The organism is Streptococcus pseudopneumoniae (assembly GCF_001074565.1).
GTDB lineage: Bacteria > Bacillota > Bacilli > Lactobacillales > Streptococcaceae > Streptococcus > Streptococcus pseudopneumoniae_J.
Genome location: NZ_JUQX01000051.1, coordinates 1 through 20,313, shown reverse-complemented (window position 1 = coordinate 20,313; position 20,313 = coordinate 1). Strand labels below are relative to the sequence as shown.

Genomic DNA, 20,313 nt, shown 5'->3' with positions numbered 1-20,313 from the left:
AAGGTTATCATTGAGGATAGGTATTTTCAAAGTCAACTACGATTTCAAGCAAACGGTCATCTAAAAAAGTCAAAGCTTCTTGTCTAATGTCTTCAGGAATGCCATAGTAAGCTTCAGCGATCCCTCCACAGATAGCAGCGATAGTATCGCTATCTCCTCCGATGGAAATCGCATTTCGGATAGCATCCTCGAAATTTTCAGACTCAAAGAAGGCCTCTAAGGCCTGGGGAACAGAGCCCTGACAAGTCACATCAAAAGTGTAATCCTCTCTGATGTCGTTCAGAGTAAAGTCCATAGGATAGTAATTCTTATCAATATGGTCCCTGATTTCATCCATACTAGCACCATTTCGTGCCAAGAAAATTGCTACAGCCGTCGCTTCAGCTCCCTTTATACCCTCAGGATGATTATGAGTCACTGCTGTAACCGCTTGTGACAAAGACTTGGCTTGCTCTATACTTTCTGCCGCAAAACCGACAGCACTAATGCGCATAGCGGCGCCATTACCATAACTACCATAGGATTGAGGATCATCAGAAAAAATCCAATAGAAAAAGTGACCTCCATATCCACAATCGGGATAATGACGGCCGACTTCCTGCATGTACTGGACAGCATTTTTTGACAATTGGCTCCAGTCTTCCTGACTAGCCAACAGTGCCTTAGCAACTGCTAAACTCATTACACTATCGTCAGTCGGTGAACAATCCGAGGTAAACAAGTCAAAATTTTTACTTTTATGATTGTTCCACTCGAATCGAGAACCAACAATATCTCCAATAACCGCTCCTAGCATGATTTACCTCCTGCAACATTCTCTACTCTTATGAAAATAGAGCCCATTAAATCCTTTTGAAATTTACTTTATTATAGCATACTTAGACATTTTTCAGGGACTTGGACAGGCTCTATGCTTGTAGTCCCATATAGGCATAGGTTCGATTTCTAGGAGACCCTTTTTCCGTCACCACCCTAAAATAAAAGCGATGCTCCCGCCCATCCTTGGCATTTTCCTTGTTTAAGACGAAGTAGTTCTTCTGATTGATGGCCATGGTTCGTAGGATATCATCGATCAAAAAAGTCAAGGGAACATTCATGGCAGAATATTTTTGGAAATCCTCTTCAAAGCGGATATAACTATCTGAAAAATAATCCATCTGTAGTTTGTTTTCATACAGCTCTTTTCTAGTCATAAACTTCCTCCTCCCACAGTCGAATTTCGAGGATATCTACAATCTCTACCAGCCTATATCCCTCATTTGTCCTAATAGATAGAGTTTGAGGTGATAATTCGCTCACCTCACCGATGATCGTCATTTTTTGCTTTCTTTCCTTGACAACAAAACATCCCTTCAATTGACCAGCATAAAGCTGAGAAAGCAAGAGTAGCTTCTCAACTAAATTCAAATTCGTCGAAAAATCAACACGATTTTTTTCTTCACCAAGCGAGCTGGTATGCTCTGAGAGGAAAAAGCCCATCCACTTCTGCATGCCTGGATCTTGATAGTCTCGCGCAGATTGAAAAGGTAAATAAGAACGATCAATCATTGTAATCCGTCTAATCCTCCAGCAGAATGCCCACCAATCAGCTTGCTTCTAGCAAGACTCCTAGAGGCTTCTTCCAGTGCATTGGCCTTTAAGAGAGAAGTGAAACCAAATTGTTGCCGAATGGAGTCAATAGCTGTCTGGAGCCTTTCTTCTTTTTCTAACTTGTCAACATCATCAAAGAGGGAGATCAAACCAAAGGACTCGTCTACAAATCCTGAATAGTTGACTCCGACACTTCTGACCGCCCCAGAAGTGTATTTGTTATGAAATAAGTTCAAAACATAATCCGTTAAGATCGCTGTATTATTGGTCGGTTCGACCTTCATTTGTGTGTGAATAGATGGTCTAACCTCCTGTTTAGAGAAACCGACATAGATAGAGACAAGGGTTGTTTTCTTGCCCGCCCTTCTCAGTCTAATAGCCACCTGCTCTGCCATTTCTCGGAGAATAATTTCAATATCCCGTAACTTCACGTAGTCTCTCGGCAAGATTTGAGAATTTCCCAAGCCTTGGGACTTGGCTTTATAGGGCTTATGAACATTACTCTCATCAATCCCGTTAGCATGAAACCACAAACGCAGGCCAGCCTGACCGAGAGCTTTCTTTAGCTGATCTGGATTGCTGGTTGCCAATTCCTTGATAGAAAAAATCCCCAGAGCATGCAAGCGTTTCTCCATCCGCCTGCCAATCCCCCAAAAGTCCGTCATCTTGGGAATGGCCCAAACCTTCTCTTCCACGTCTTGGTAAGACCAGTTAGCCCTCATGGTCGGGGTGTGCTTGGCCTCATTATCCAGAGCCAACTTGGCCAGTAAGGGATTGGCATTGGACATGCCCACTGTAGAGTAGATCCCTGTCTGCCTCCAAATATCCCTCTGAATACGAGCAGAAAGCATATCCAGCTTGTCTTTGCGAGAGAGATGCTTGTCTGGTATGAAATAGTTGAGCGAACTAGTCAGGTCAATAAAGCCCTCATCGATAGAGTAAGGATAAATATCCTCTGGACTACCATAGTTTTGAAAGATTCGCTGGATTTCCATATTGACTGCTATGTATTCATCCATCCTAGGTGGTACAATCAAAGTCACTTGAGCCCAATCTTCGATGTAGCGAACATAGTCTGAGTCAGTTGGCAAGCCTTGCTTTCGAGCATTGTAATAGGAAAATTTGCGCGTTTTGATATCAAAGGGCAGATCATAGGCCCGGCCAACATTTGACTTGCCAAAAATCCTCTTAAACATGGGAGAGGAGGCTAGGATAAGACCAGTTGAATTATCCGCGCGACTCATGACACAAAGCGAGGTCTTCAGTGGATGTAAGCCCCTTTTCACACACTCGACACTAGCATAAAAAGATTTCATATCAACAAAGGCAATGTCACTTTTGGGCTCTCTGGAATAATCAAAGTAGCCCATAGGCTAGCCCTCCATTGGCACAAAATTCCCAACGATAATCCCTACAATCCGAGGATCTTCCTCATAGGAGATGAAAATATCCTTGTATTTAGGATTGATAGAGACCAGACGCAAGCCATCTTCCTCCCGATAAACCCGTTTGATATAGGTCTGGTTGTTGCAAACCACTGCATAAACCGCCCCGTCATAGTCAAATCCTGTTTCCCGAATCAGAGCCACTGAACCATTTTGATATTTAGGTTCCATAGAGTCCCCAGACACCCAGGACGCAAAATCATGGGCCAACTCCTCGTTAAAGTAAACCGTATCAAAATTCTGGTCATCGTAGACCGAAGCCCCAATCCCTGCTGACATGCGTTCATAGACATGATACTCGTAGAGGCGCTCTGGCATGGTCATCACTTTCTGAGCTTGTTCCTCTTGAGCCAAATTGCGAGCATAAAGAACAACCTTTTCCTTCCCTTGCTTGGAAAGGCTGTTATAGAGACGAACAATCTCGATCTGAGTGAAATAACCTTTTGCGACTTTTAGAATCTTCTCTAGCTGAGCAACCTTCTCCTTAGATGGTTCCTTAACCCCACGTTCCCAAGCGGAGTACGCCTGAAAACTAATCCCCAGTTGCTCTGCAATTTCTTTTTGTGTCAGTTTTAGCTCTTTTCTCCGAGCCTTGAGTTTTTCTGGTTGGTACATGATTCACCTCCTAGTGTGATGCTTTAATGGACATTATCTCCCTTAGAAAGACACATCGATGGTTGAGCTTACATTTCAAAACTCAACCATTTTGGTTTAGTTTTATTATATAAAAAAAGTGGACGATTGTCTACTGGGAAAAACAAGTTTAAACAGCACCACTTATCTATTCTGAACAAAAAAGACATCCAAGAAAATATTCTTGAATGTCTGGAAAGATTAGAACTCCCAGATAATTAATGTTTAGAGAACTGGCTAGCTTTACGAGCTTTCTTAAGATCTGGTTGGAAACACTTCATTTAAAGTAATTTTAGAATAACTTTGTAGCATTATTCCACCGTTTTTTACTTTTTCTATCAAAGAATAGAATCAAATTATATCAATTCTTCATACCACGTATTTTATTTATACTTCATCACTCTCCAATAATATGTTTTTTATATTTTTTAGCCCTACATTTGATATTTCAGAATCTGAAAATAGTTCAAATTTATATTTTATAAACATAGCACTACCATCATTATGTGTGGACATAATAATTTGATAGTCTGATAATGAATGTCTTATTAAATCAATTAAAGCATATACATTCATAGAATCCATATCTTGAATCGGATCATCAATTGATAAAAATTTGAACTCTTTGGAAATCTTAAATGTAGTATTTAGTGCCAAAGTGAAAGCAAATGAAATAACAGCTACTTGTCCAGAACTCAATTGATACATCACATCCTGCTCACTATTGCTATTTGCTATAAACCTGATATTAGAATTATTTTGAGTAGTTAGTAGAACTCCCATTCCTTGTTGGTAATTTTGTAAAATTTTAGCAGTATACATATAGAAGGGAAGCTTCAACTTTCGAATCATCTGTTCTTGGTAAAATTTTATATTATCATTTAATTTCCTAACACGATCCTGAAGATAGGTAATCGTTTGTTCAATTATTTGAAGACGTTTCTCAATTTGGTTAAACATCGTCAAACTTTGTAATTCAAACTGGTTAATAATATACTCCCTTTTTTGGTTGATTCTTTCTATAGTACACTCCTCAAAAGTTTTTTCCTTAGATGCAAAGTATTTATCAAATAGATGTTGTGAATCTAAACTTTTAGAATAATCAAATACTATTTGAGATCTAAGATCCCCTAAAAATACTAGCAACTTTTCTTTGTTCTCTTCAAATTTATTCAAGGAAATGGGTAAAAGGTCAAAAGAAATTTCATATTCCCTTATTGATTCTCCAGCTAAAATAGAATATTTTTCTAAAAGATTTTCAAAATTTACACTCTTCTTTACAACTCTAAGGAAAGTACTATAAACTTCCTTTGGAATCAATAGTTTTTCTTGCAATGAACTTATTAACTCTGTTTTCAAATTCTCAAACTCTTGTAACGAAGCACTCTCATCAACAAGCAAAGGCCTAATCTCTGAGTTCATTACAACTAAGTTGCTAAAAGACTCAGGAAAGTCATAATTACTTATGGATCGTATCACTGACAAAAAATCATCAGGAATAACAAAAAGTTTCTCTTGCTCCATTTGAATCTGGTTTTGCAACTCCATTTTTAATTGATTTAATTCCTCAACCAAATTTGAAACTTCTATTTCAAAATTAGTCAAATTTTTACGTAGTTGATTCGTTGTTTCGTCATAGGCTATCAGTAAATTCTTGCTCTCTCCCCAATCATAGCCACAAAACACACATTCTGAATTTTTTTCATCACTATGTTCTTTTAGACGACTTCTTATCTCGAGTAACTTGTTAATCGAATTTGTACCATCATCCAGTTGCTCTTTTTTAATCTTGTAAGTTGATAACTTGGAATCAAACGTTTCAAGCCATACTTGACCAAATTCCAAATTTGGAAAACCGTTTAAAGAATTCTTAATTTTCTCTATATTAAGTTTATCAATTTCGACATCAAGCAGACTCTCTAGAATTCTTCCACGTTTAAACACTCTACTGTCATTTTCCAATGACTCTAGTTGTCCGATATAATTTTTAAGTAAAAAATAGGAATAATTTTTATCATTTGAAATTAAAGTATGATTTTGTTCAATATACTCTATATATTCCTGATTTTCAAGTATTTCTCTAACTATTAAGTAAATAGTAAAATCTTTATCATCCAGCACCTCTCGCTCAAACTGCTCACTTTGTTTTCTGAGGAAGTAATCCTTTGGAGAAAATGAATTTCGAAATTCTTGTAATTTATCAATTTCTGATAGATATATATTTAAACTTTCATTTGATAATTCATCATCAAAAACAATCGATTTATTGTTAAAAGCAAAGTCAGTATCTGCTCTAAGAGATAATTTAGAATATGGAGTGTTATTCTTAATTGGGGAATTTTTTAGCTTATCCTTTTTTGCTTTTAGTTCCTTTTCACTTGAGGATAAAACACTTTTTAAACGCTCTAGTCGATTTTTTCTATTAACATAGTTTCCAATATTTAATAGAAAATTCAATTGTTCCTTTCTATCTTTCTCCTTTTGCTTCAAATAATAAGCTGTTTCATCCTGTTGAATGTAATGAAACAAATCAAAAGTATCACCTAAGCTGTAATTTTCTGATTCATATCCTAAAAACTGACTAATGACCTTTTGTATCTCTCTCTCACTTAAACTATCAAAGTCTTCAATAGGTTGAAATGAAATTCCTAGTCCAACTCGAACTGTTCTTTTAAATTTAAAAAATGAAAACTTTGGGACATTGCTTCCCTCAGTATTCAAACTACTCTTATAGAGACTAGATACTATCAAAGAACTACCGTCATCATTTGTCAACATTAGCTCAATGAATGTATCTGCCTCAGGATTATTTTGAAAATAAGGAGTGCTAAAACTACTTCTACCATCGCTATAATCGGACTCTTCAATTCGACGGATTCTCCCAGTTAATGATAACTCAATTGCATCAAAAATTGTAGTTTTTCCAAATCCATTTGGTCCAACAAACAAAGTTACATTCTCTTGAAAATCAATAATTCTAGTTCCCTTTATATTCTTAAAGTTCTTTATTAAAATTTTGTTGATTTTCATGGTAGTAATTCTCCTATTTGTAGTAAATCAGAAATATTATCATCATCGGTAGAAATATCTTTTAGTGATTCTGATAAAATCTCATCAGTGACCTTAGTATAAAAATCCAATAATCTATTATCTAATTCATCATTATCATCCTGATACTGATTTTCTATACTTTGATAAATATCATTTCTTTTAGGGAGTGTGAAAAACGGTAGTTTTACTCCAATTTCCATGGCTATAAAATACGACTCACTAAAAAACATATCCTTTTCAAAAAGATCAATATTAGAATCTAAGTAAGTATAGAGCATTTCATTAGTCTCTTTATCTCGTAAATCCAATAACCCATCTCGAGTGTATAATATTATAAGCTTTCTAAAATAATAATAGTCCTCTTCAATCAATAAAATTGTTCGTTGAACTTTCTCGTCTTCAAATACTGCCTTCAAGTCATCAACTTCTACCAAAATAAATAGAGAGGTATTTTTCTTAATATTCTCGTGTTCTGATTTCACAGATAGTCTTTCAAACTCTTTTATAACTTGTGAAGTCTTATCATCATCGAAAAAATTATGCAGCTCATTAGGACTATACTGACTAAGAATAAAGTACTCTGAGTTTTGTGGGTTAGTATAGAAATCCAATTCTGTATCCAACTGGTTAAAATGGTTATTTTGTAAAAATTTTATAACGATGTCTCTCATATTATTCCTCCGGCACAGTCAAATTCTTTGCTTTTGCTTTCTTAATACCAATGAATTCCATATTCGGTTTAAAAATATTATGTTGTACTCCTGTATTCCATTCATCCTTATATCTAATATCTGACAAACTGTCAAATTCACCTATTCTTATTCCAATTGGAAGATCATCTATATCCCTATTAATAAGGTAATCATGATTAAAAGTAGCTTTTAAAAATTCTGAGTTATCAATAATATTTTTAATTACTGTTGCAATACGACCAGGGGATTCTTCAATATCAATTAAGGAGAGTCTATAACTTTTTTTAACTTCATCTAAGAAACTATAATGTTTAAAAGAGAATTTTCGAACATCTTTTATCAACGAATAGAATATTCGTTCTAAGAGAGTTATATTAAATATTTTTGAAAAATCTTCATCCGATTTTTCATGAGGCAAAACCATCCTTACAAACTCATAAAACTCTTCTTTAGACATAGACAGTAATTTATTGATTATTTTATCCATCAGTTTAAAATCCTCTTCGGAAATGTCACTTGAATAATCGCGATGATATTTTTCCCAGCTATAAGTCAAAGTATTCTTCATTTCATATACTTCATCTTTAGGCATTTCTTCTTCAAGAATAGCAATTATCTCTCCAAAGGATATTTCTGGGAAATCAGATTCACTGTGTGCTTTTCCGATACTATGATCCAATAACGATCCAATATATCTATGATATACTTGTTCAAGATGAGAACTATTCTCTTCTAAAGGATTTTTTTCTATCTTTAAAATTTCTTTAATTTCAGCTATACAATAGTCTTTAATAGTATCATTATTATCATCTTGAGAAAGTGGGCAATAAAATAGATTTGCAGATTGATTATACTCATAAAGTTTGATACAAGAATCATTATCTGTATATTTTGTTCGCCCAGTATATTTTTTCAAATAATCATCCTTTGATAGTTTAAAATCTGGCACATCTACAATCACATGTAAAAATCTGCCGTCACAAGGAACCACCTCTCGTACTGTATTTCCTTTACCATCAAATTCATGAATCTGAAATCCCTTTTTGTCTATTTTTTCCTTTTCATCTTCAAACTTCCTCTTTTGTATATTAAATAAATCCGAGTAATCTTCTCTCTCATTTCCATTAATATACGCTTTCACTTGATGCCTTGATATTACACTCCTCCCTTTATCAACAATGTCAAAATCCTCAGCATTCTCATATCTTATAGCATAATCCTCAAGATTTTCTATATTATTTTCAATGCACTCTCGTAATTGCCTTAATGCTACTAGAAAGCCAACTTTCCCTTGATGAATATAGCCGCTCCAACTTGGTGTTGCATTCCTATTTTGGTCAACGTTTGAACTCGCCATTTAACCTCCTTATGTATACACATTTAAATAACATTAATACCCGAAATCACATAGTTAACATTATTATATAATTTATCAAACAACCCGTCAACTCAATATCCACACACTATAACACTTACCAAGTATGTACTCTTCATCAAAAAAAATTTTCCCCTTGATACATTCTTCTTGTATCATTTATTCCAGAATTTTATTCATCACATATTATTCGATGTATGATAATTATCAATAGTAGTATTGATATTCTTGTAGCATCATACTAACTAACTTGAAGAATATTAGAACCTACAAAAAATAGTCAAATAAACTGCTAAATCTGAACACTCTTCAAATAGAATAATTTCATCATTTATCTCAGTAGTAAATCTAAATGATAAACTTGCTAATTGATATTTATCGGCTTCTATCAATAGAATAACTAGTAAATCATACAAATAAAGCATTAATTGAAGACGCTCTTAAAAACTCCATTTTTATATAAAATATTCTATAAAACTCAGCACTGATTTTAAATTTACAAAAATTTCTCTAAAAAATAAGGTTAACTTTTTCAAAAAACATAAAAAAGCACCCACGAGGTAAACTCTTGAGTGCTTTGAAACGTTGATATAATCGTGTTGATTAACGTTTTGAGAATTGTGATGCTTTACGAGCTTTCTTAAGACCTGGTTGGAAACACTTTTATTTGAATAAGTTTCAATATCCGCTTAAAATCAATGTTTTCCCACGTTTTCAGAAAGAACGATTTTATCTAATTTGAATAACTTTCAGTTGAATGGTGTGAATTTTACCCTAAAAATACACAAATTGAGCTAGATTTTACCAAAAAGTTCACACCATTTAAATTGTTATTGTTTTGTACACTTTTAATAGATAAATTCTAAAATATAGTACAACAATAAACTCATGAGACCTAAAATAGTGAAAACTGTAAGTAAGTACACTGACAAAAAAACCATGAGATTCTATATGCTACTATCATCTTAGCAAAGTAACAGATTAAGATAGATACCTATGTGGAATTAGGGAGAAATTTTTTTCAAATTGCAACTAAGATTGGTAGCCATCGTTTTATTATCAGTAGAATGGTGAAATGTTGTTCAAGACAGTATTTAGCTAAAAGAGATTAAAAATCTTATGAAGGTTTAGCTAAGAAAAGCATCTTGAATGCCGAAACTAAAAGAGAAATAGGGACTACTCTAAAAGCTTAATAGTCTCCAAAAGCAGATACAAGATTTTTTTAAATTAAATAATAGACAGACAGTGACTTTTAAAACAATTTACAATTGGATTTATAGTGGTATGATTCAGATTGAATTATCAACATTAAGATGATAAGGGATAAGCAGGCAAGTTCAAGAAGCTAGAATGCTATCAAACATTAATTGGAATATTATAATGCCCCATCATGTTATCTTTTGTATATTATAAATTGATCTTTATAAATTTTTGTTTCATCCATCTGTATAACCGATACTCTATCAAAACTTGATCTATCTAATGTTAAGAATGAAGTCCCTACGATTTTTTGTGTATTTAAAGGATTTGTTGTCATAAAAAGATTAACCTCTTTATAGGCGTTAACTATTTTTTGCGTTTCTTCTCGAACTGTACTAACTAATTTAGGATTGTTATATCTGTTACCACTATACTTTCGTTGTGATGAAATTTTTACTGTTGTATTTTCCAAATAGTCAGCTGCTAACTTTTCTAAAGGAATATCATATGTATCACACACTAATAAATTGACAACCTTATTCTTTTTGTTTTCAATTGGATACTCAACAATAATTTCTCCTTTAAATTTGTCGTATTGCACAACAGATGATTCGGAGATAAACTCTGAAAAAACTCCATTAATAATAAGTTCAAACTGCATTGGTATTGAGACACCTATAAGTTGTAACTTTCGATAACCTAATATATTTGCTGCGATCCACAGTCTTTTATAACAGTTATGAAGATATACAGAATGACCATCATTAAATATTCGTTCCGCATTATTTTTTCTGAAAATCATCAATAATGAAGTAAAGATTAACAAATAAAGAATTGTATAAGTAGCGATAGAATTATCAGGAATTATTTCAAAAATAGCTCTTGTAAAAAGATTGGTATTTGATATTTTTTCAACTTCAACTAGGGTCAAACTCTTCCCAATCAGATCGCAAATCAGAATTGGAAATATAAAAATTAATACTAATGGTAAATAAAATTTTTGAGACCAAAAAAAACATTTCTTAAATAATTTATTTTTTCTATTCATACGTATCTATACATCCTTAAAATAGATTAGAGTTGATTGCCACTTATTTGATTCCCTAAAGTAGAATCTACCAGCCCGAAGTCCAACTATCAAAAAGAATAATCTGTCATCATTATCTGAGATAACTTTTTCCCATGAGTTAATGTCGACACAAGATGCAGTAGGTATATCTTCAGGATGGGTATGCCATTCTCCAATTAAACTTATAAAACCTGAACTTTTACCAAAATAATCATCTGCAAATTTCTGATGGTTTGGAGAAGTTTTTGAAAATTTAAATCTACTTCTTAAATCATTATCCTGTGGTTCTGAAAAATTTATAATAAGTATCGAATTATTTAAAAGTCTCTTACCAACAAAAATACCACCTGCTTCAGGTTCAAAACCCAGTTGTCTAAACTCTAGTAATGAATTTAAAATATCAGATGGTATTACAATTTGATATTTATTGTTCAGATTTACATATATCAACTTTATACTCTCCGTTACACTCTGGACAAGATGTATTTGTTCTTAAAGCAACATTTAATAAATCACTGTTTTTTAAACAATTGTAGTATCGAACACTATATGTAAACCCTTCTTTTCCAAACTGTTTATCTGAACCAATTTCTGATACTAATCTGTTTTCAGAAGAAAATTCTCCATACAAGTACTGTAAATATACTTCTATAGCTTTATTTGCCAAAGAACTAGGCGCAATAACATTATAAGGAATAAATGAAGAATAACAGCTAGCTAGACGCTTTTCAAATATTTGATTTTTCTCTGCAAAAGAAGCTCTATTATTAACAAGATGCCCATCTTCATAATTCATACACATATAGCATCCATTATTTTGTGGAGAAACTAGTAGGTTATGATACCCAACTCCATATGGATCTAACCAGCAATACAATACCGTTTTTCCAATCTTTCTGAAAAAATGATTAATTTCAAAATTTGTTTTGGTATCTCCGACACAAGAAAAAACAAAATCATATTCATGAAATAAATTTGGATTCTTTCGAACTATTTCTTGAAATCGGATACCCTCACATTCAATTACTAAATCTGGATTTTCTTTTTTCAATTTATCTTCTAGAGCGTCTACTTTTTGAATATAGTCTATTACACTATCCATACCTAAGTAGTGCCTTGAAATGTTATCCACCGTTAAAAAATCAGGATCTATTAAAAGAAGTTTCGCTATACCCATTTTAGATAAATTGTTTGCAACAAATGATCCTACAGATCCAAGTCCAATAATGACTACTTTTTTATTCAGAAAATCATATTCTTGGGATGTCCTACTCACTCTATACTCCTTGTCGAATCTTGTAACATATACTGGAGTAATCTTGAAACTCCCATTTTTTGACTTCTTAGCCTTAGAACCAATTCTTTTTCTATCTTTATTTTTTTGTGGTACCTTATTATCAATTTTAAATGGATATTTGGAAGTTTCAGACTCAAAACTCGCACCAAACAAAACATAATCATTATCAGATATAGGAAGTGATAAAATTAATATGAATGACTTTTGTTTCATTTTACACCACTTTTGGAAGCGGCGTCTAACCCCCGAAGATAGATTTCCTGTAATCAATTTCTTAAATGTTGCTTCTGTTAGTTCATTCAGGGGATTAGGAGGAAGCACAGAATTCGAATCTTTAAGTGGCAGTATATAAACATCTCTGCTATTTTTAGATTGTGGTGCAACACTCTCTTTGAGTTGTGAATCATAATTAAAAAGATGGAATTTCTGATTCGACAGGACTAATTCATGTTCCTCAAATGTACTGACCTTGGATAAATAACTTCGAATAGCTATGTATTTTGTTTTTGACTTCAAACAACTGATATGCCAATATGACAAAAACTCTTTCCTGAGCTCTTCGGTCATTTTGGGTGTATCCCAACTATCCAGTAATTCCTTTACTTTTTCACAGCAATCTTTCAATAATCTACGCGAATTGTTAAAGTCCCAAATTAAATTATCTTCTGAAATGTAACACAACTTCCCTTCGGAACCGACATGACTATACCATTTATTAAAATCCATATAATTTGAAAGATAGAATTCAGGAAGTGAATGGGGAAAGTCATTAAAAATGATAATTTTTAAGATAAATTTTTTATATTGATAAAAGTAACATTCCTTATCTTCGAACTCCAAGTTCTCTAAAGGTAATTCGTCAAAGTACATCTGAAATATTTCTTTTTTTTCTAACATACGTGCCTCTAAGCACTCGGATAATCACTGATTATAGCTCGAGTTCCAAAGTTTTCTGCTGTCTCTTTTTGTTCAATAACAGGAAAATCATCACCAAACTGTTTACTCAATATTTTTGTAGACTCACTTAAATCAGCAGAATCTATTGCTTCGTCTAGTGAATCTCTCAATTTTTCTAATTTATTCTTAAAGGCTTCCATTTGTATATTTGATACCCTTTCATATACATCCGTATATGGCTTAACCGGTAAGAAAACCTCTAATCTCGGATAAAATAAGTTTCTATCAACATCATATGTATTCGAAAATGAATTAATCATAGTGTTTACTAAATTTCTTAAAGCTGAAATATCATCATAAGTAGTGTTCCCAGATAAATAGTCTACTTTTTTGCTTACAGAAAAATTATTGACAGCAAAAACTGAAATCCCAATGCCTGTCGGTCTATTATCTTGATTTTTAAATTTGAGATCTTTCCATCTTTTTAAGTAACGAATTACTCTCCGAAATTGGTTTCTGTCTTCGGAGTTCTCCATAGCATTATTAATTTTTTTCGTTAATTCTACAGGATCCGCTTCCTCCCATTTAATGTTTTCATCAGTACTATTCAGTTTTCCCCTGGCTAAAAAATAGTTATCATTTTCAGTACAATACACCGCTATATCAATATGAACACTATCTTCAGGAAATGATACTGTCACACATGGATTTTTTACTTTAACTCTATTTTCACCAAATTCGGAGACTAACGCATCAAAAATAAAATTCTTTACCTCTTTAGGAGAATACGAATATCTATCAACATCGATTTTTAAACCTCTATCTAAGTCATAATCCCCTTCATCAATTGGCAAAATACCCGTGTGAGTTGAGTAACTTCCTTGATTGAAAAAGCTTTTTCCAAATTCTGAAACACCTTTATTTATTGCTTCTTCAACCTCTTTACGTTTGTCAATTAATACCTTTTTGTCGTCAGCGTCTAGCTTAATGGTATCGTGAAATTTAATAAACTGTGACTGTATAGTTGGCATGAGTCCCTCCTTAAATTAAATTGTTATATCTAACTTTTATTATATCACTTTATACGATTATTTCTTGAGTTTCCAATTAATTATCTTACCTAAATATGATTTTAGAAAATACCACTATTACCGTTCTTCCATCACAAATCTCTCAACCGTTCCTGTCCCATCTTCAACATCTCTTCCTCCACCTTACTCCATTTTCCAAAGAGGCATTCGTGTAGAACTTCTGCTGCTGAGGTTTCATCTACTTGCGAATCATAGACGCACGATTGATCTCTTTGAAAAATTTGAATTTGATTAAAAATATTGTCATTTTCTAACTCTCGTAAGTTATCAACTAAATGTTCTACAATTCCATCATGGTGCTCTTTGGGAGTCGCTCTTGCTTGACTAGGATCTATGGCGTAGAGCTCCTCATAACGTATCAAGGTACTGAGATAAGACAATTCTGGCTTGGTCGCAATCAGTGCAAGTGAGACTTGATATCCTCTAGTTGCCAATAATTGGGCCGTTTTTCGGGGAACTTCTGTTGTCCTCAAGGTACCCTCGATTAACAAATGATAACCTTTTTTACTCAACTCATCTACAAGATATTCAACCATTTGTCCCGCGAATACTTTGGTATAATCCACACTATCTTTGCCATACTTTTTCTGTAGGCCAAGGTAGTTCGGATGAAAAGAGCGATAACTATCTCCATCAATGATAATGATATTACCTTGAAATTCACTTTGTTTAATACGATGAATCGTTGTTTTCCCAGCACCACTCTGTCCACCAAGTAAAATAGCCTTAGGCTGAGATGAGGTTGTTTTTCCACGAGTTAAAGAACGAACGAGTCGTTTGGAGGCTCGATCAAAATTATCTTGACTAAATTCTTCTAGTTTCATTAAGCCACCACCAGATGAGTAGCTTGTTCTAGCATACGTTCAATGCCATCCAAATAGCCATTATATCGCTCTACATCCTCAAAAGCTGAAACAAGATAAATCTTCGTGTTAATCAAATCAGAAAGATCATCGCTCATTAGAACCCAAGGATTATTAGCATCATCAAATGAAATTTCTAGTTCATCTTGTAAACGATAAAGTTGCGCTAAGATATTCGCCCCTCGTTCTTTAATCACTTCAATTTTCAGAGTTAACTGATAATCTTCTACTGGTGTGAGCATTTTTTCCTCCCCTACGATATCGATATAAGAAACATTAAATTTCTTGCAGATACGATCTATTAATTCTGTCGAAACTCGACTTGTCCCATTTTCATAACGACTCAGACTATTTCTAGAGATACCAACAATCTTTGCAAACTCAGGCTGGGTTAATTTATGTGTTTTACGTAACGTTTTTATATTTTCTCCAATCATGTAACTCCTCCTTTTATTTATTTCTATTATAGCACAAAAAAGACAAATGCACCATTTTTGGTGCGTTGTTGCCGATAGACAGAATTCCACATATTTAGTTATTGAAGAAAAAGTACTATGAAGCTGTTCAAAAAGTCTTTGAGAATATAAAAAAGTAAGAAAACTACAATCGAAAACATATTGGAGATATGAATCTATGGTATACTAGTGATAATAAATAGTTATCGGTAGGAGAAATTATGAGATTAGTAGTCATTTTAAATGTCAATCCAGATTCATCCATTCAAACAAAAATTATCGAAAACAGAGAATACACTCGCAATGAATTGAGAGATATTCTCTATAATAGTTTTTCTAAATTTATTGATGGAATCATATTTTACGATAATTTTGAGAGATTTAAAAAAAGTGTTTTTAATCACCTAGACGATTTTGTGTTAAATTTTGATTTTGGCTATAACAGTCGAATTAGAAACATGAGTGTCCCAGCATTTTGTGAAAATTATAAAATTAAATATTTCAATCCAGACCCATATGTACAAGTTTTATGTCAAGATAAATTTATGACAGAGAGATTTGCAGAAAATTTTGGTATAAAAGTCCCAAAAAGTTTGTTAGTATTTGATCATTCATACACTAAAGAAATTTTAGCGAACTTTGAATATCCAATTATTATTAAACCGAACTATGAATCAGAATCAATAGGAATTACACAAAACTCTATTGTTGAAAATATGGAACAGGCAGATATGGCACTCAAGCAATTAATGAAGGACTTTGATGGTATTCTAGTAGAGGAATACATTGAAGGGAGAGAAGTAGCTATTACTATTTTGGAAAATGAAGGAGAGTTATTCTTTGAAGAAGTTGAACTTATTTTTCCAGAATCTAATGAATTCAAGTATCAGGCTTATACTTCAGAAATTAAACAAAAAATCGGTATAGAAATCGAAAAAAGTTGCTATTTAAGCGATAAAGATATTATCAACTTAAAGCAACTTTATAAGAACTTGTCTCCAAATAAATTGATACGAGTAGATGGTCGAATAAAAAATGCAGAATTTTATCTAATAGAGATCAATGCTAATCCTGGGTTGTATCCAAAATCTGTTGTACCTAAAACATTCAACATAAATGGCTATACGTACGATGAAATGATACAAACACTCTTTACTCATCATTTAAATTAAGGGGTAGTTTCCACGAAGTTTCATACATTAACTTCATTTCATAATCATTCTTAATAGTATCTTCCTCTATTTTATTTTTGTATTCTTCCATTTTTTCGAGGTTATACATTTTTTGATAATAATGATAGAGATTGTAGTAAATCTTATCCAAAAAACGCTTAAAAGATGTCTTTGAGATGAGTTCCTCCAATTCAACAACAATTGACTGACATTCAAGATTACCTACTCTATCCTTTAAGAGATAATAAACAACTAAATTATTGTAAATGGCAAATCGGTCATATTCATCATATGCGGTGATTTTTGCGCTATTAAGTAACTCCGGTATTGCTTCATCAATATCTCCACTATAAAATTTTATTGTAGCCTCGTTATGAAGAATCATATGATTATATACAAGTGATTCACCGAAATAGTCTCGAGCGGTTATTAAAGATTGTTCGGCACGAGAAACATCTCTTTCTACAGCATATAAGTAAGCTAGATAGATAGCATGAAGTCCTGAAAATTCAGAATCTTGTTCTTTAAAAATTCTCTCCGTAATTGACTGAACAATTTTTATACGGTCAGAAAATTGGCTATAAAAAACATTAGATAATCTGATTAAGTAGGGATATAGTGGATGAGTGTGTTGCGTACTTAATTCCTCGAAAATACGTTTTGCTTCTTCTCGTCTTTCAAGTTGTACTAAGTTCATTATTAAAACTAAGGAAAGCTGGAAGTATTGTGATGAGTTTTTATCTAGCTTAACTATATTTTTTTCAATATAGTTAATAGAAGCATCAAATTTTTCACATCGATTTAGTAATAATGCTTTGCTAAAAACAACCTTATCAATATTGTGAGAGATAAAATTAATGAAAGATAGGGATTGTTGATACAAATTAGCATCATAGGCAATTTTTACAAGTGTCAGTATAAAATCTTCATCAATTGTTTTTACATCATGCTGTATCAGATTGAATTTTTCAAAATAGGCTACACGCCCTTCTTGTGAATCAATTCTTATCAATCTCTCTCGAATTTTAGGGAAAATAGATTTGAGTTGTAAAAATTGGCGGTGAAGTAAATAATGGTCAACTAAAATATCAAGATATTCAGCATTATTGGTTTCATATAACTTTTGGTTAATATATTTAACTAAAAGAGAGCTTAGAGCTAGTCTTAACTTAGGGGAAAATGTTGTAGGGCTAACAACCATATCTATAAAATTAGGGATTGATAAGGAAGAGTGATTTCGTTCTAGTAAATCTTTATTTACTAGAAAATCAATATTTTCCGAATCAAACTCCCCGTATAGTTGGGATAAAATTTCCATCAAATCAACTTGAGCTAACCTATTCTTTGTTAAGGAAAGTAAGATTAAAAGGGCTGTTTGTTTGTCTGATAATTCTTCAACAATTTGTTTAATCGTCTGTAATTTTACTGTCCGATCCAACCGTACTCTATCATCAAAATCCTTTAAAATTGTGGAGATTTCTGCTAAATCTCCTTTTTCAACACTATCATGTAAAATTGTAAAATCAATTTGCTCATAATGCAATTCTAACTCTTCAGTTAATTGTTGGATGTAATGAAGAATATGTTCATTAGAAAGTCGATTTAAGTGATAGGTTTTAAGAAAAAATTTACTACTATTTTTCAAATACTGCTCCACTCTGTTATCGTCACACTCAAAAATAAACAGGCATTGTTGAGAAGTAACTATTAATTTATTAAATAAATCCAAAGAAGAACGATCAATCTGAGAGGCTTGTGGATACAAAATAGATAATTTTCTCTGTTTTAGAACATAATTAGCATATTCAAAGAGATTTTCCACTTGAGCTTTTAGCACAAATGTCTCATATTGAGTAGGTTCTTCTATCAATGAAGGTAAGTCAATCTCTGACACTTCTAGTCCAATATTATTATCTTTAAAAAATGTTCCAATAAATGCTTTACCAAATATTGCTGAAATTTTCAGCAATATTTTAATAGCTTTATCACTAGTCATTTTTTTGGTGTAAAATTCTTTAAAATCATCATAACCATACTCGCTACTGATTTTATCCAATTCTATAACAAATCTTTTAAATGTTGAAAAATCATTGCTATCATCTAATGGAAGAACTTCTATAAAAGATAAGTTTAGTTTCTTAGATATTTCTTTAATAAATTCGGATTTCCCTACGCCTGAATCAGCTTTAATGATATAAACTTGATTCAATCCACGATTCAAATTATTAGTGTAATCTTTTTGTAAATTACGGAGCTCTTCTTTACGATTGATAAACTTCATGACATTCTCCTACCGATAACTATTTATTATCACTATACAAAGCATTCAAATAAGTTTATAATAGCATGATTATTGATAAAGGAGTTATTCATGGATTATAAACATATTTCTACTTTCTTAGACTACTGCAAAACCCATAGACGCTTGAGTTCACATACGATTCGAGCTTACAAAAATGATCTTTTGCAATTTTACAATTCAAATTACAGCAGTGTGGAAACCTATGTTGAACATTTGACGAAATCCAATATTAAATCTAATACATTACGTCGCAAAATCGCTAGTTTGAAGGTGTTTTACAGCTACTTAAAATATCATAATTTAGTTGATGAGAATCCTTTTAATCAATTACGTTTTCAATTTAGAACGGAAAAAATATTACCTAAAACAATTCCTTATGACATTTTGAAAAGTATTTTTTCACATTTAGAAGAGAAAGTTACCTATTCAAAATCTAAATATCAAAAACAAAAAGCTGAAAGAAATTTGCTAATCATTTCCCTATTGATTTCAACTGGTATTAGGGTTTCCGAACTTTGTCATATTCATCTCAAAAATATTAATCTTTCAAATAGGACTGTCCATATTATGGGAAAAGGTAAGAAAGAACGTATCCTATTTTTAGGAGATCAAATAACATTTAGCTTACTAGAAACATATATAAATAACTACTGTTTTCAATCCAGTGACTACCTATTCCCTGGAAAATATTCTATCAAACCATTGTCAGAGCAAAGTGTACGTTTAATTCTAAATACCCTTGTTAAACAACATAACTTAACTACACCTATTACTCCCCATATGTTTAGACATAGTTTCGCAACAATGCTTCTAGATAGTGATGTAGATATTCGATATATTCAACAAATTCTTGGACATAGTTCTATCTCAGTCACACAAATCTATACTCATGTATCTCAGTCAAAGCAAAAAGAAATTCTAACTCTGTGTAATCCCATAGCTTCGATTCATTCACAGTCAAAAAAATAGGGCTACCTTCATGGAGGTAGCCCTATCCTGAATAATTAAGTCCAGTATCATCACGGGCTTCGCCGTTATAGGCAAAGGGTTTGCCTGTTGTATCTGTACTTGTCTTGCTTGCCCCATAGAGGTTATAGCTGCTTGATGCAACGGCTTGTCCATCCTTGGTCGCTCGGTCCTTAGCCACTTTCTGGTGGTAGGCTGTCGACACATCGTCAAAG

The 20,313-nt window shown here is 32.7% G+C and carries 18 protein-coding genes; 2 read left to right on the top strand and 16 right to left on the bottom strand.

The genetic code is table 11. From position 1 onward, the window contains the following. Positions 1-7: 7 nt before the first annotated feature. The 14 genes from ADI74_RS07820 to pezA all read right to left on the bottom strand — a co-directional run bounded on the left by ADI74_RS07820 (position 8) and on the right by pezA (position 15,640). Positions 8-796, bottom strand: a complete 789-nt coding sequence (locus ADI74_RS07820) for an ADP-ribosylglycohydrolase family protein (RefSeq protein ID WP_049538141.1) — start codon at positions 794-796, stop codon at positions 8-10. Positions 797-908: 112 nt separating this feature from the next. Beyond that, positions 909-1,193 carry a DUF5960 family protein gene (locus tag ADI74_RS07815; protein ID WP_049538139.1) on the bottom strand — a complete coding sequence of 95 codons (285 nt, stop codon included), beginning with the start codon at positions 1,191-1,193 and terminating at the stop codon, positions 909-911. Continuing rightward, entirely contained in the window at positions 1,186-1,548 is a 363-nt protein-coding gene (locus tag ADI74_RS07810) for a hypothetical protein (protein ID WP_049538137.1), read from the bottom strand. The genes ADI74_RS07815 and ADI74_RS07810 overlap by 8 nt, the downstream gene beginning before the upstream one ends. Further along, positions 1,545-2,960, bottom strand: coding sequence for a Y-family DNA polymerase (locus ADI74_RS07805; protein ID WP_049538135.1), 1,416 nt, complete (start codon positions 2,958-2,960; stop codon positions 1,545-1,547). Before ADI74_RS07805 ends, ADI74_RS07810 begins: the two co-directional genes overlap by 4 nt. 3 nt (positions 2,961-2,963) lie before the next feature. After that, positions 2,964-3,650, bottom strand: a complete 687-nt coding sequence (locus ADI74_RS07800) for an XRE family transcriptional regulator (protein WP_049538134.1) — start codon at positions 3,648-3,650, stop codon at positions 2,964-2,966. Between the two features lie 405 nt (positions 3,651-4,055). Then, positions 4,056-6,698: an AAA family ATPase gene (locus ADI74_RS07795; protein WP_049538131.1), complete on the bottom strand. Its 2,643-nt coding sequence runs from the start codon at positions 6,696-6,698 to the stop codon at positions 4,056-4,058. Next, on the bottom strand, positions 6,695-7,390 hold the full coding sequence (locus ADI74_RS07790) for an ABC-three component system middle component 1 (protein ID WP_049538130.1): 696 nt from the start codon (positions 7,388-7,390) through the stop codon (positions 6,695-6,697). The genes ADI74_RS07795 and ADI74_RS07790 overlap by 4 nt, the downstream gene beginning before the upstream one ends. Position 7,391: 1 nt before the next feature. Continuing rightward, positions 7,392-8,768 (bottom strand): ABC-three component system protein, encoded by a 1,377-nt coding sequence (locus ADI74_RS07785; RefSeq protein WP_049538127.1) that lies wholly within the window; start codon positions 8,766-8,768, stop codon positions 7,392-7,394. Between the two features lie 1,411 nt (positions 8,769-10,179). After that, positions 10,180-11,034: a hypothetical protein gene (locus tag ADI74_RS07780; protein ID WP_049538126.1), complete on the bottom strand. Its 855-nt coding sequence runs from the start codon at positions 11,032-11,034 to the stop codon at positions 10,180-10,182. A gap of 6 nt (positions 11,035-11,040) precedes the next feature. Further along, the gene (locus ADI74_RS07775; RefSeq protein WP_049538125.1) at positions 11,041-11,505 is read right to left on the bottom strand and encodes a Mov34/MPN/PAD-1 family protein; all 465 of its coding nucleotides are present in this window, start codon (positions 11,503-11,505) and stop codon (positions 11,041-11,043) included. Then, complete coding sequence (locus ADI74_RS07770; protein ID WP_049538124.1) at positions 11,480-13,249, bottom strand: ThiF family adenylyltransferase; 1,770 nt, start codon at positions 13,247-13,249, stop codon at positions 11,480-11,482. Before ADI74_RS07770 ends, ADI74_RS07775 begins: the two co-directional genes overlap by 26 nt. 8 nt (positions 13,250-13,257) lie before the next feature. After that, on the bottom strand, positions 13,258-14,280 hold the full coding sequence (locus ADI74_RS07765; RefSeq protein WP_049538123.1) for a nucleotidyltransferase domain-containing protein: 1,023 nt from the start codon (positions 14,278-14,280) through the stop codon (positions 13,258-13,260). Positions 14,281-14,411: 131 nt separating this feature from the next. Continuing rightward, a complete protein-coding gene (gene pezT, locus ADI74_RS07760) occupies positions 14,412-15,164 on the bottom strand; it encodes a type II toxin-antitoxin system toxin PezT (protein WP_049538122.1) in 753 nt (250 codons plus the stop codon). After that, a complete protein-coding gene (pezA, locus tag ADI74_RS07755) occupies positions 15,164-15,640 on the bottom strand; it encodes a type II toxin-antitoxin system antitoxin PezA (RefSeq protein ID WP_049538120.1) in 477 nt (158 codons plus the stop codon). Before pezA ends, pezT begins: the two co-directional genes overlap by 1 nt. Before the next feature lie 239 nt (positions 15,641-15,879). Between pezA and ADI74_RS07750 the strand changes: the two genes are divergently transcribed. Continuing rightward, the gene (locus ADI74_RS07750) at positions 15,880-16,830 is read left to right on the top strand and encodes an ATP-grasp domain-containing protein (RefSeq protein ID WP_049538119.1); all 951 of its coding nucleotides are present in this window, start codon (positions 15,880-15,882) and stop codon (positions 16,828-16,830) included. Here the strand turns inward: ADI74_RS07750 and ADI74_RS11250 are convergent. Next, positions 16,811-19,111, bottom strand: a complete 2,301-nt coding sequence (locus tag ADI74_RS11250) for a hypothetical protein (RefSeq protein ID WP_049538118.1) — start codon at positions 19,109-19,111, stop codon at positions 16,811-16,813. The two genes, ADI74_RS07750 and ADI74_RS11250, sit on opposite strands and share 20 nt — an antisense overlap. A 90-nt stretch (positions 19,112-19,201) precedes the next feature. Between ADI74_RS11250 and ADI74_RS07740 the strand changes: the two genes are divergently transcribed. After that, positions 19,202-20,101: a tyrosine-type recombinase/integrase gene (locus ADI74_RS07740; RefSeq protein WP_049538117.1), complete on the top strand. Its 900-nt coding sequence runs from the start codon at positions 19,202-19,204 to the stop codon at positions 20,099-20,101. A 22-nt stretch (positions 20,102-20,123) separates the two neighbouring features. Here ADI74_RS07740 and ADI74_RS11185 read toward each other — a convergent pair. Continuing rightward, positions 20,124-20,313, bottom strand: a 190-nt coding sequence (locus ADI74_RS11185) for a hypothetical protein (protein WP_049538115.1), incomplete at its 5' end; no start/stop codon positions are given.